This window comes from Paraburkholderia sp. RL17-337-BIB-A (genome assembly GCF_046025895.1).
Taxonomy (GTDB): Bacteria; Pseudomonadota; Gammaproteobacteria; order Burkholderiales; family Burkholderiaceae; genus Paraburkholderia; species Paraburkholderia fungorum_C.
In genome coordinates this window covers 3,476,449-3,488,615 of record NZ_JARESY010000002.1, presented here as the reverse complement: position 1 = coordinate 3,488,615, position 12,167 = coordinate 3,476,449, and the positions used below count along the sequence as shown (strand labels likewise).

The window sequence follows — 12,167 nt, the reverse complement described above, 5'->3', positions numbered from 1 at the left end:
CGCCGCTGGCCAGTAGCAGGTGCTTTGACGCCAGGCGTCGACGGCACGGGGCTGGCCAGAACTATTGGCAGAACGCAGCAAACGGTGTGCCAGGGGTTTTGGGGCGATGGGAAGGGGTGGGAAGCGCACCCGGCAGGATGAGAGGAAGGCGGCCTGAGGCCAGCTCACGCGGCCGCCGCGGACGGCCCGCGTGTAAAACGGGTGGATGTCGTCCGGGTTTTACACGGCTAGGAGCCGAGCAAGCCCGCCGCGATGTTCACGCACAGGCCGAGCACGGCGACGTTGAAGTAGAACGACAGGATCGACTGCGCGAGCGCTCCGCGGCGAATCGTGCGGGAGCGCAGCACCACGTCCGACGTTTGCGAGGCCACCGCGATGGTGAAGGAAAAGTACAGGAAGTCCCAGTAGTTCGGCTCGAGCTTGTCGTCGGGAAACAGCAGCGCCGTCTCCGGTGCATCCGGGTCGTAGTACAGCCGCGCGTAATGCATGGTGAAAATGGTCGGGATCAGGAACCACGCGCCGATCATCGTGAAGCCGGTCAACAGGGAGTGCCATACCGTCGAGGCGCCGGCCGTCCCCTTCGCCGAGGCGAGTTCGAGCACGATCGCGGCAATACTGGCGACCGTCGCGACGCAGATCACAGCCAGCACCACACCCGCGTTTTCATCGTCGCGCCGCGCGAATTCGCGCACGCCACGTTCGTCGGCAAGCGCCATGTGCACCCAGATCAGCACGAGATAGCTCCATACCGCGGCGTCCCAGCCGACCAGAACGCGCACCATGACGCGTGTGTGCTCAGGCACGACCAGCGCGGCCACGAGACCGACGGCAAGGCCGATCAGCATGCGCGGCCGATTGCGAAACACCTGCGGATAATATTTTGTGAACATGAGATCCAGTGTGGAGGGCCGTCTGTGCCGCGGATTCTACTCGCGCTTCAGGCACCATTTGTCGAATGGGTGAGTCACAGGCTATAGTCTTTCGCAACGGCCTTGCGCGTCGCTTTCAGTTGAAAGGCGATTGGCAGGCGGCAGGTTTTTCGCCGTGCGCAGCGCGCGGTGGCGCTCGCAGTGAAGCTATTTCACACGGCTGTCATCAGCACAACGTAATGCGGCGGAACGTAACGCTGCACCACGTACTGCGGCACCGGCATCATGCACTCACACAAGACCGCTTAAGCGGCGCTAGACCAGGTTTGGGGTAGAGAAATCGACGCAACGCGCAAGCGGCATCACGCCATGGCCGCGTTGCCCGTTGAGAATGACTCACGATCCACTCACCATCTGGAGCCTCCATGACAGATGTTCCTGAGAATAAAGATGCGCACCACGAAGTGACGCATTCGATCAGGTTTTCGTCTTCGCAGCCTTCTCCGCGGCCTTCCTCGCCGAACTCTTCACTGCGGTCTTCGCAAGCGCCTTCGCTTCAGGCATCGCGTTCGTTTTCATTCTCGGCATCACGCAGGGCATGGATGCTGCGCGCATGCGCCACCGCCGCCGCGCTTGCGTTTGCCGGCGCGGGCCGCTCGCTCTCATGGATCGCCCCTGCCTTCGCCGATGCGCCCGCCGGCGGTGGACTCGATGCCTTCCTTGCGCTCTCGCAGCGTCTCACCGGCCGCACGGGCTTCGACGCCGTGCTCGGCAAACGTGTCTACGACGCCCTCGCCAAATCCGACAGCCAGTTCCCGCAAAACATCGCCGCGCTCAACACGTGGCTGCAAGGCCATGGCGGCGTACCGTCCGATACCGTCACGCAGGCATTGCAGGCCGATCAGCCGGCGCTCGCGAAATCCGTGAGCGCGATCATGCGTGCGTGGTATCTCGGTCTCGTGGGGGACATGCCGCATGTGGAGGTGGTCGCTTATGAAAAAGCACTGATGTTCGAGCCGGTCAAGGACGTGCTGACCATTCCGTCCTATTGCCGCGACGTGCCGTTCTACTGGACACAGAAGCCGGTGCACGCCTGAAGGACGTTCCTCTCGCGCGTGCCGTATCGCTGATTGAGTTTGATCAGGATGAATCGCCGGCATGTGAAACCCAGCAAGCAACGATAAGGCAGCACAACTGTCGTGCATGGGACGGGGTAAGTGCTGTGCATGGGACCGGAGTAAGCGCTAAAGCGCCAACTCCGGTCGACCGCTGTGCATGGGACCGGAGTAAGCGCTAAAGCGCCAACTCCGGTCGACACAAGAGGGCAGCAATGGCAAATTCGAATTCCGCCGATATCGTCGTGGTCGGGTCGGGCGTGGCAGGCGGGCTGGTCGCGCATCAGATGGCGCTGGCCGGCGCCTCGGTGATTCTGCTCGAAGCGGGACCGCGCATTCCGCGCTGGCAGATCGTCGAGAATTTCCGCAACTCACCGGCCAAGTCCGACTTCGCAACACCCTATCCGTCGACACCGTACGCGCCGCATCCCGAGTACGCGCCCGCCAACAATTATCTGATCCAGAAAGGCGACTATCCGTACAACTCACAATACGTGCGGCTGGTCGGCGGCACGACGTGGCACTGGGCGGCCGCTGCGTGGCGGCTGTTGCCGTCGGACTTCCAGTTGCACAAGCTGTATGGCGTGGGACGTGACTGGCCTTATCCGTATGAAACGCTGGAGCCCTGGTATTCGGCGGCTGAAATGCAACTCGGCGTGTCGGGCCCGGACAATTCGGTCGATCTCGGTTCGCCGCGCTCGAAGCCCTATCCGATGAGCCAGCTTCCGCTTTCGTACATGGATCAGCGCTTTAGCAACGTGCTCAACGCCCAGGGTTTCAAGGTGGTGCCCGAGCCGGTCGCGCGTAACAGCCGTCCGTACGATGCGCGGCCTACCTGCTGCGGCAATAACAACTGCATGCCGATCTGCCCGATTGCCGCGATGTACAACGGCGTGGTGCATGCGGAAAAGGCCGAGCAGGCCGGCGCGAAGCTGATCGCCGAAGCAGTGGTCTACCGCGTCGAAGCGGATAACAAAGGGCTCATCACGGCCGTCCACTACAAGGACCCGAACGGCAACAGCACACGCGTGACCGGCAAACTGTTCGTGCTCGCGGCGAACGGCATCGAAACGCCGAAGCTGATGCTGATGTCGACCGCAGACAAATTCCCGCACGGCATCGGCAACAGCTCGGACCAGGTGGGCCGCAACCTGATGGACCATCCCGGCACGGGCGTGACCTTCCTCGCCAACGAACCGCTGTGGCCCGGACGCGGGCCGATGGAGATGACCTCGATCGTCAACTTCCGCGACGGCGCATTCCGCTCCGATTACGCGGCGAAAAAACTGCATCTGTCGAACGGCGTGCCGACCATGAGCGTGACCGCCGATCTGCTGAAAAAAGGCCTCACCGGCGCCGAGCTCGACCGCCAGATCCGCGACCGCGCGGCCCGCACGTTGAGCATCAACAGCTTTCACGAGCATCTCGCGGAGCCGCAGAACCGCGTGGTGCCCTCGGCCGATCACAAGGATGCGCTTGGCATTCCACAGCCCGAGATCTATTACTCGATCAACGACTACGTGAAGAAGAGCGCGGCGAACACGCATGAGCTGTATGCGCAGATCGCGTCGCTGTTCGGCGGCGCCGAGGTCTCGTTCGACGATACGTTCGCGCCGAACAATCACATCATGGGTACCACCATCATGGGCAGCGATCCTGGGGATTCGGTCGTCGACGCTGACTGCCGCACGCACGATCATTCGAATCTGTTCATTGCCAGCAGCGGGGTGATGCCGACTGCTGCCTCCGTGAATTGCACGCTGACGATCGCGGCGTTGTCGCTGAAACTGGCCGACAAGCTCAAGCGTGAAATCTGAGCCCTGAACGGAGAGCCACAATGACGAAGAACACCTCTCGCGTGCAGCCGGCCGATGCGCTTGTCCACAGCACGCGGCATCGCCGCTTCCGGGTGGCGACCCTGGCGGCGGTCTTTTCGCTGTTTGCGCTATATGTCGCCTGGCACGAAGCGCATGGGCCTGGCGCGCGCCGCAACGACGAGTTGACGATCACGCAGGCCCATGCGGACGACGCTTCGCATCCGGCCGATGCAATGGTCACACCCGCGGCCACACCGACGGCGGCCAGCAGCGATCTCGTGAAACGCGGTGAATATCTCGCACGGGCCGGCGATTGCGTCGCCTGCCACACAGCTGACAAAGCACGCCCATTCGCCGGCGGCCTGGCGATCAGCACGCCGTTCGGCACGATCGTGACGCCGAACATCACGCCCGACCCGGATACGGGCATCGGCCAATGGAGCGACGCCGATTTTATGCGCGCCATGCATGAAGGCGTCGGCAAGAGCGGCGAGCGGCTTTATCCGGCCTTCCCATATGCGGAGTACACCAAGGTCACCGATCAGGACGTGCTGGCGATTCGCGCGTATCTGAACACGCTCGCGCCGATCCACTATGCGCCGCCGGGCAATAGCCTGACATTTCCGTTCAATCAGCGCTGGCTGATGGTGTTCTGGAACCTGTTCAATTTCGACGAAGGCCGTTTCGTTCCCGATCCGAAACAAAGCGCCGGCTGGAATCGCGGCGCGTATCTGGTCCAGGGTCTCGCGCATTGCGAGGAGTGCCATACACCACGCAATTTCACGCAGGGTTTGAAAACGAGCTCGCGTTTTTCCGGAGCGGTGCAGGCCGGCTGGCATGCGTACAACATCACGTCGGACAAGAACAGCGGCGTGGGTAACTGGAGCGACGATGAACTGGTGGCGTATCTGTCGACCGGTTCGGCGCCGGGCCGCGCCAATGCAGCGGGCCCCATGGCTGACGTGGTCAACGACAGCACGCAGTATCTGACGCACGAGGACGTCGGCTCGATCGTCACGTATCTGCGCTCGGTGCCGCCGATCAGCGGTGGTGAATCGCGTCCGCGCGACCAGTGGGGCAATCCCGCCGTCGACGACGTGACCGCGCTGCGCGGCACCAGGGTCAACGCGGTGAACGGCGCGCAACTGTTTATCGCCAATTGCGCGACGTGCCATAACTGGACCGGACAGGGCGTGGGTGCGAGCGCGCCGGGCGCGTATCCGTCGCTAATTCACAACTCGGCGGTCGGCGCGAGCGACGCCAATAATCTGGCGATGGTGATCCTGCACGGTGTCAGTCGTACGACGAAACAGGCTGACGTGCTGATGCCCGCGTTCGGCACCCAGCTCACCGACGATCAGGTGGCCGCGATCACAAATTATGTGACCAGACAGTTCGGCAATCCGCAGTCCGCTGTGACGGTGGATCAGGTCGCCAAGCTGCGCACACAGCAATAACGGCTTTGCTAATCACGCGTTTTTCGGTAAGTCCTGCCGGAGACGCGCGTTTCTCGCGTCGTTTCTACGTCTTTCCCATGCTGCGGGACACCAGGAAAAGATAGGCAGCGCGCAGACGCAATGACGGATGCCGCACTATCATGAGCGAATGGCTTCCGTACTCATCAATCCCGTTCAGCATCATCCGGCCAATCGGAGCGGTCGCGACTTTGTCGTCGGCGACTTGCATGGCTGTGTCGATGCATTGCGCTACCTGCTGCGCGACATCGCGTTCGATCCGGCACGCGACCGGCTTTTTTCGGTCGGCGACCTGGTGGACCGCGGCCAACAGTCGGAGCAGGCATTGGCCCTGCTCGACAAGCCGTGGTTTCATGCCGTGCTCGGCAATCACGAAGACACCTTATGCGCCGTCGCCGACGGACGCTTGCGGCGCCAGTGGTGGTATGGCATCGGCGGAATATGGGCGGCGAATTTGTCGGACGAACGCTTGCAGCACTACGCCGAACAGCTGCGGACGCTGCCGCTCGTGCGCGTGGTCGGCAGCGGCAAGGAGCGCTTCAATGTTCTGCATGCCGAATTTTTCGGCACGGACGCCGAATTGGACGCCGGCAATTTCTCTGCTGAAACGCGCCAGCAGTTGCTATGGGGGCGCGATCTGGCCTTGGGCAATGGCGATCCGGTGCGTCAGCATGGCCTTTCGCTGACTTACTGCGGCCATACGCCGATGCGCGACATCCAGCAGTTCGGTTCCCAGGTTTATATCGACACCGGCGCATTTGGGCCCGGCGGCAGGCTGACGATCGTGGAGCCGCAGGCGCTGCGGCGTTGGTCGATCTCGGTCGAGGCGGCGCGGGAAGCCGGCGCGGCGGCGATGGCACTGCCTTGACCTCCTAGCCCACCTGATTGAGCTCGAACACCATATCGATGCTCGTGCCGTTCCAGTTGTATTCCAGATACGCCGCGTGATGGCAGTCGCGCAGCAGCGTGGTTCTGAACGCGGCGAGGCACTCGCCTTCGACATCCCGCACCGACGGATACACGACGCCCGGCGCACCGCCCTCGCGCACGGCACGGCCGAGCGCCTGGCCCGCGACGTAGTCGTCGGGCGACAGCACCGCGAGATCGAGCGATACGTCGCCGCGGATATCGACTACGTTGCCTTGCGCCACGACGGTGTACAGCCGCATTTGCTCCCGCATGGGCGGCTCGGCGGTCGCTTCGAGAAATTTCCCCGTGTGATAGCGCGTCTCGGCGATCGCCGTGGCACGCGAACGGGCGCAATAGAACACGCCATACGTGCCGTCCGAGAAGCGGCTGCCGAGCGGATTCAGGTGCGTCAACGCGGCCATGATCGGTCCGTATCCCGGGCCGAAACGGCGCTCTTCGCGTGGCACCAGATCGAGTTCGCCGACTTCGGTGCGCAAGCGGTCGTTAGTCATTGCTTCGAGCGCGTAGAGGGCGTCGAAATCTTCCGGCGATGCGACCCGGTCGAACAGATTGACGGCCGGAAAGCGCGTCGGAATCACGCGATACGCGGGCGACCAGTCGAGCGGCGCGCTGCGCCAGCGGTGCTGCCAATGCGGTTCTGTCACGCCCAGCCGCCTCGCATTGCGTCGAGATACTGGCGCACGGCCACGAGATCGCTGATGTTGCCGGCCAGCATGCGGTCTAGCGCGCGGCGGCCGCCGAACGGCGGCGCGCTGTTGGGGCGCTTGATCCAGGTGTCGGCGGCGTTGGGCTGCGGCAGCAGGATTTGCAGCGCCTTATAAATGCCGAGCAGCAGCGACAGGCGTTCCAGCGTGTCGCGCCCAAGGCGGGCTGTTTCCGGCGCCTGCTTCCATTTGAAGTAAGTGGAGCGGCCCGGCGAGCCGAGCAACACGATCTGCTCTTCGGCGCCCAAGTCCCAGTCTCGTGCGATGTTGAAGAACGCGCGCAGGCCTGCCGCCGACATTTCCGTAAGCGTTGGTTCCGAAATTGGCCGGCGAATGGGTGGTTCGGGCTGGGTGAGACGGGCAGCGTGAGCCATGAGTGGGTGAGTCCTTATCTGTACTTTAACTTGATATTAGTCTAAAAGTGGATTTTTGCAAGAGAATATAATCTCGGCTCGTTATGAAGTCGAAGATCAGGAGAAGCAGGAGATGTGGGTTCGAGTAGTAGCAATGGCAGTTGCAGTGTGGTGTGTGTCCGGTGCGGCAATGGCCGCTGGTTATTCGGAAGTGTGGAATCCGCCCGAGTCGACCGGGCATATGGCGAAGCACGCAAAGAAAACGACGGGTGCCGCCAGGATCAAGTCTAGCGCCAGCGCGAAGGCCGGTTCGAAGCACGCGGCGAGCGGTCAACATGGCGCGCAGCGGCTTGCGTTGACGTCGAAGAGCGGCGCCAGGCCGGCAGCGCACGGCAGCGTGAAGAAGGTCGAGGCCAAGAACACTGGCCACGGTGGCGTGAAGAAAGTCGCGGCTAAGAACGCTGACCACGCTGGCGTGGCGAAGAGCGCGGGCAAGCCTAAGTCGAAGTTGAAGGCAACTGTAGTCGCGCAGGGTAAAAAGCCGCACGCACCGCTCGCGCAGGCGAAACCGGGTCGAGGCAGGGTCATGCACGCCAACCTGGTTCAAGGCCACACAGCGCATGCGCAGGTGGTCAAGGTGGCGGAAAAAACCGGCGTGGCCAAACCGGCGGCAGTCCGTACGAACGCGCCTGCTAACGCCGCGAACGTGACGGCGAGTCCCGCTGACGCCACCGCCAATCCCGCCACGGCCAATCCTGCTACCGCCAGCAGCGGCTCGTTGCCGCCGATCCTCCACTAAGCTCCGGCTCAGGCGGCGCGTTTGCGTTTGACCTTGGCCCCCGGCGGACCCAGGGCAGTGCGGCCGAGTTCGACGATGCGCGCCGAGAGCTTTTCGAGCCGTGGCGACTGGACCTTCCAGGCGTGCCAGTACAGCTCGACGTCGGTGGGCTGCTTCGGCGCAAGGTCGACCAGTTCGCCGCGCTCGACGGCATCGCCGAATTCCAGTTCGGGCACCATGCCATAAGCCAGGCCACGCTGGATCGCCATATAACGCGGCACCGGCGCGGGCACGTAGTGGCACGGATAAGCTTCCGGCGGCAGGCCGAAGCGCGTCTCGAGAAAGCGCGCCTGCAACGCGTCCTTGCGTGAGGAGAGAATCACCGGCGCGCGCCGCGCGCTTTCACGCGTCAATCCATTCGGAAACCATCGCTCGACGAACGCTGCCGACGCCACCAGCCGGTAGCGCATCGCGCCGAGCCGTTCCGCGAAACAGCCACGCATCGGCGCCGGTTCGGTGGTGATGCAGCCGATCGCGAGTCCCGAAGCGAGCAGGGCGTGAGTGTGATCCTGATCGTCGACGGTCAGATCGAGCAGCACGTTCTCCTGCAACAGGATTTCGGAGAGCGCGGGAAAAAACCACGTGGACAAGGTATCCGCGTTCACGGCGGCGGCGACGTTCAGCAAGGCTTCGTTGGCGCCCGCGAGATCGCTGGCGAAGTCGTCTTCGAGCAGGGCCGTGCGCCGTAGATACTGCAACAGACGCTGGCCCGTCTGCGTCGCGCGACACGGGCGCGTGCGGACTATCAGCGGATTGCCCAGGCGCGTTTCGAGTGCCCGCACACGCTGCGATACCGCCGACGACGTGAGGTTCAGGCGCACGGCGGCCTGCTCGAAGCTGCCGGTTTCGATCACCGCGCGCACGGCGGCGGTTTGTCGGGGGTCGAGGTCCACTGAGTGCCTATATGAGAAATGACGCCACGCGGCGTTCCGGCTGACGCCGAGCGTGCGGCGCTTCGCGTTCGCGCGGCTTTATCCTGCTTCGCGCCGCCTCATGCCGCTTTACGCGGACGGCCGCCTTTCTTGCCGTTCTCGCGGGCAGCCGCCGATTTCGCCTCGGATTTCACGCTGCCGCCGCTGCGGCCGATATCGCGCATCCATGCTTTGGAGCCGAATACACCGTCGATAAGGCCGTGCACCGACACCACAACGTCGAGGGCCGGAAAAACCAGCGCCGAACCGAGGCCGAAAATCTCAATCGAGCGCAAATCCGCTGCCGACGCTGTGTGCAAACCCTCGATATAGGCGACCGGCACCAACAGTGAAACGTCATTGGTCAGCGTGATTTCGAGCCGTTTCGTGCGCGGTTTATAGCACGCGCTGCGTGCGGCGGGACGCCTGGCGGTTTCGGCGCCGCGTTGCCGCGCAAGCCGCCATTCTTCGCTGCTGTTCATGAGTGGATTCCTTTCCAGGCGGAGCATAGGAACGGCACCATTTCGTTAATGCGTTTTGCCAGCCGACGCGCTTCGCGTTCTGAATACCCTCGAGCCATCGCGGATGGATACCGGGCCGTCGGGACAATTCAAGATAAAAATAATTTCACCATCAGGACCGAGAACATGAACATGTGGCGGAGCGTGATCGTGAGGGTAGATGACCACGATCAGCCCGTCGATCCGGGCAATGATGGGCATGGCGACCATTATATACCCGAGCCGCTTGGGTTTTTATAGTGTTGAAGCGTCCAGATGTCTCAGGCGCTTGCCAACCCATTCGTCACCAACCGCAACGTTTCCATTGAGCGCTTATCTCTCACCCGCGAATGCACGCTCACGCGTGATTCGGGAAGCTGAGGCAAACCGAGCCGGGCGCCGACATCCACCAGGCCGCGCGGCGCCACTCGGCGCGCCAGCGGCGACACGGCCAGGCCGGCCGCAACCGCGGCGCCGACCGCCGCCACACCACCGCCGACGAACACCTCCTGCCACGCAACTCCCGCCTTATTCAGCGTTTGCAGCGCGACGTCGCGCACATTGCAGGGCGGACTCAACAGCGCGAGCGCCAACGGCTCGCCGACGCGCGGCAGCCATTCCGGTGTGGCGAGCCAGCCGAGCGGCTCGCTGAACAGCACCTGCGCGTCGTCACGCGGCGGCTCGTCGGGACCATGGCGGACGATCACCGCGTCGAGGCGCCGTTCGTCGAATTGCGCGAGCAGCGCTGCCGACATGCCCAGATGCAATTCGACCACGAGACCCGGATCGTGCGCGTTGATCCGTGCGAGCAACGCCGGCAAGTCTGTTCCCGCGACATGCTCGCTCAGCCCCAGCGCGAGCCTCCGGCGCTCCACCGACAGCGAACCCAGCGCCCGCTCGTGCGCGCTCAGCAGATCGCGCGCCGCGCCCAGGAAAGCGCTGCCGTCCGCGGAAAGACGTACGACGCGTGGCGTGCGTTCCACCAACTGCTTGCCGAGATGCGCCTCTAGCCGCTTTAGCTTGAGGCTGACGGCGGATTGCGTGGTGTCGAGCGCGTCGGCAGCGCGCGTGAAGCTGCGCAGATCGGCGACCAGCACGAAGGCGCGCACGGCATCGAGATCGAGGACTTTCATTTCCGTTAAATATAGATGAAATAGTCAAAGATGGCTGTTCATTATGACTGAGCGCGCCTAAGCTGTGTTTACCCACTCACAGCAACCAAGGAGTTTTCACCATGCCGCTCACACGAATCGCATTGCGCGCCGGCAAGCCGGCGGAATATCGGAAGGCGCTGACGGACAGCATCCAGCGCTCGCTGGTGGACACGTTCAACGTGCCGAAAGACGACATCTTCATGCTCATCACCGAGCATGAGGCCGGCAATTTTGTGTACGACAGGCAGTACCTGAACATCGAACGAAGTGACGATCTCGTGGTGATTCAGATCACGCTGAACAACACGCGCACGCTCGACCAAAAGAAGGCGCTGTACAAACGGATGGCGGATGAACTGGCGGAGTCGCCGGGGCTGCGACGAGAGGATGTGTTCATCAATCTCGTCGAGGTGCTGAAGGAGAATTGGTCGTTCGGGAACGGGATCGCGCAGTACGCGGTTTGAAGGTCCGGTGGGGCTCGATGGCCTGCGCGGATTTTGAGGCGAGCGGGAGTGAATGTGCAAGGCAGTCAGACAGGCGGCCATGCGCGCACGCCACGCAAAAACGGGAGCCAAGGCCAGCATGGCTTGTGCCCATCCGCCGGGAGAGGCGTGCATCGATATAATGGTTCGCTGTCCTTTCCTGCCTACCGACCCGCCGCCATGACATCCGACCGTCTCGATCCATCTCACGAAGCCCTTGAACTTGGCGGCTCCGTCTGGTTTCGGGCCGGTGCGCAAACGCTCGGCGGCGCGGCGCGGATCGCCCTCCTCGCGGCGATCGGCGAGACCGGTTCGATCACCAGCGCGGCGAAAGCCGTCGGCATGAGCTACAAAGGCGCGTGGGACGCCGTCGACACCATGAACAATCTCGCCGGCGAGCCGCTCGTCGTGCGCTTGACCGGCGGCAAAGGCGGAGGCGGCACGAAGCTCACGCCGCGCGCCGTGAAGCTGATCGATACGTTTTGGGCGGTTGAACGCGAGCATCGGCGCTTTCTCGAACGCGCGGGCGCCGCAATCGAAGGCTTTGCGACGGATTGGGATCTGATCGGCCGCATCGGCGTGAAAACGAGCGCGCGCAATCAGCTTTATGGAACGGTGTCGGCGATCACGCGCGGCACGGTCAACGACGAAGTGTCGCTGGCGCTGACGGGCGGCCACACGATTGTCGCGATAGTCACGCATGAAAGCACCGAGACGTTGGGGCTTGCGGTGGGCGCGGCGGCGTTCGCGTTGATCAAGGCGTCGTGGGTGGTGCTGCTCGTCGAGGCTGAAAGCGGCGCGCCGCTAAAACTGTCCGCGCGCAATCAGTTGCGCGGCACGATAGAGAGCGTGAAGCGCGGGGCGGTCAACGCGGAAGTGTCGTTGGTGCTGGAAGGCGGCGCGGTGATTACCGCGGTCGTCACGAATGAAAGCGTCGACAGGCTCGGGCTCGCGGAAGGTGGGACTGCGGTTGCGGCGTTCAAGGCGTCGAGCGTGATCCTTGGCGTGAAGGATTGAGT

The 12,167-nt window shown here is 63.2% G+C and carries 13 protein-coding genes; 7 read left to right on the top strand and 6 right to left on the bottom strand.

Annotation, left to right across the window (positions count from 1 at the left end; all coding sequences use genetic code 11):
* Positions 1-227 precede the first annotated feature (227 nt).
* Positions 228-890: a DUF1345 domain-containing protein gene (locus P0D84_RS36240; protein WP_408345158.1), complete on the bottom strand. Its 663-nt coding sequence runs from the start codon at positions 888-890 to the stop codon at positions 228-230.
* 404 nt (positions 891-1,294) lie between these two features.
* Here P0D84_RS36240 and P0D84_RS36235 point away from each other — a divergent pair, with 404 nt between their 5' ends.
* The 4 genes from P0D84_RS36235 (at position 1,295) to P0D84_RS36220 (ending at position 6,144) form a co-directional block, all read left to right on the top strand.
* Positions 1,295-1,966: a sugar dehydrogenase complex small subunit gene (locus P0D84_RS36235; RefSeq protein WP_408345155.1), complete on the top strand. Its 672-nt coding sequence runs from the start codon at positions 1,295-1,297 to the stop codon at positions 1,964-1,966.
* A gap of 233 nt (positions 1,967-2,199) precedes the next feature.
* On the top strand, positions 2,200-3,801 hold the full coding sequence (locus P0D84_RS36230) for a GMC family oxidoreductase (RefSeq protein ID WP_408345152.1): 1,602 nt from the start codon (positions 2,200-2,202) through the stop codon (positions 3,799-3,801).
* A 20-nt stretch (positions 3,802-3,821) separates the two neighbouring features.
* On the top strand, positions 3,822-5,258 hold the full coding sequence (locus P0D84_RS36225; protein WP_408345149.1) for a c-type cytochrome: 1,437 nt from the start codon (positions 3,822-3,824) through the stop codon (positions 5,256-5,258).
* 148 nt (positions 5,259-5,406) lie between these two features.
* The gene (locus P0D84_RS36220) at positions 5,407-6,144 is read left to right on the top strand and encodes a metallophosphoesterase (RefSeq protein ID WP_408345146.1); all 738 of its coding nucleotides are present in this window, start codon (positions 5,407-5,409) and stop codon (positions 6,142-6,144) included.
* Between the two features lie 4 nt (positions 6,145-6,148).
* Here the strand turns inward: P0D84_RS36220 and P0D84_RS36215 are convergent, their stop codons facing one another.
* Positions 6,149-6,850, bottom strand: a complete 702-nt coding sequence (locus P0D84_RS36215; protein ID WP_408345143.1) for an RES family NAD+ phosphorylase — start codon at positions 6,848-6,850, stop codon at positions 6,149-6,151.
* Positions 6,847-7,284, bottom strand: coding sequence for an MbcA/ParS/Xre antitoxin family protein (locus tag P0D84_RS36210; protein WP_408345140.1), 438 nt, complete (start codon positions 7,282-7,284; stop codon positions 6,847-6,849). The genes P0D84_RS36215 and P0D84_RS36210 overlap by 4 nt, the downstream gene beginning before the upstream one ends.
* A 133-nt stretch (positions 7,285-7,417) precedes the next feature.
* Here P0D84_RS36210 and P0D84_RS36205 point away from each other — a divergent pair, with 133 nt between their 5' ends.
* A complete protein-coding gene (locus P0D84_RS36205) occupies positions 7,418-8,062 on the top strand; it encodes a hypothetical protein (protein ID WP_408345137.1) in 645 nt (214 codons plus the stop codon).
* Between the two features lie 8 nt (positions 8,063-8,070).
* Here P0D84_RS36205 and P0D84_RS36200 read toward each other — a convergent pair whose 3' ends face one another.
* From P0D84_RS36200 to P0D84_RS36190, 3 genes are all read right to left on the bottom strand, one after another.
* Complete coding sequence (locus tag P0D84_RS36200; RefSeq protein WP_408345134.1) at positions 8,071-8,994, bottom strand: HTH-type transcriptional regulator ArgP; 924 nt, start codon at positions 8,992-8,994, stop codon at positions 8,071-8,073.
* Positions 8,995-9,092: 98 nt separating this feature from the next.
* A complete protein-coding gene (locus P0D84_RS36195) occupies positions 9,093-9,494 on the bottom strand; it encodes a DUF2442 domain-containing protein (RefSeq protein WP_408345131.1) in 402 nt (133 codons plus the stop codon).
* Between the two features lie 299 nt (positions 9,495-9,793).
* A complete protein-coding gene (locus P0D84_RS36190) occupies positions 9,794-10,645 on the bottom strand; it encodes a LysR family transcriptional regulator (RefSeq protein ID WP_408345128.1) in 852 nt (283 codons plus the stop codon).
* Positions 10,646-10,746: 101 nt separating this feature from the next.
* Here P0D84_RS36190 and P0D84_RS36185 point away from each other — a divergent pair, with 101 nt between their 5' ends.
* Together P0D84_RS36185 and P0D84_RS36180 are read left to right on the top strand one after the other, a co-directional pair.
* Entirely contained in the window at positions 10,747-11,130 is a 384-nt protein-coding gene (locus tag P0D84_RS36185) for a tautomerase family protein (RefSeq protein ID WP_408345125.1), read from the top strand.
* Positions 11,131-11,328: 198 nt separating this feature from the next.
* Entirely contained in the window at positions 11,329-12,165 is an 837-nt protein-coding gene (locus P0D84_RS36180; protein ID WP_408345123.1) for a TOBE domain-containing protein, read from the top strand.
* The last annotated feature ends 2 nt before the right edge of the window (positions 12,166-12,167 follow it).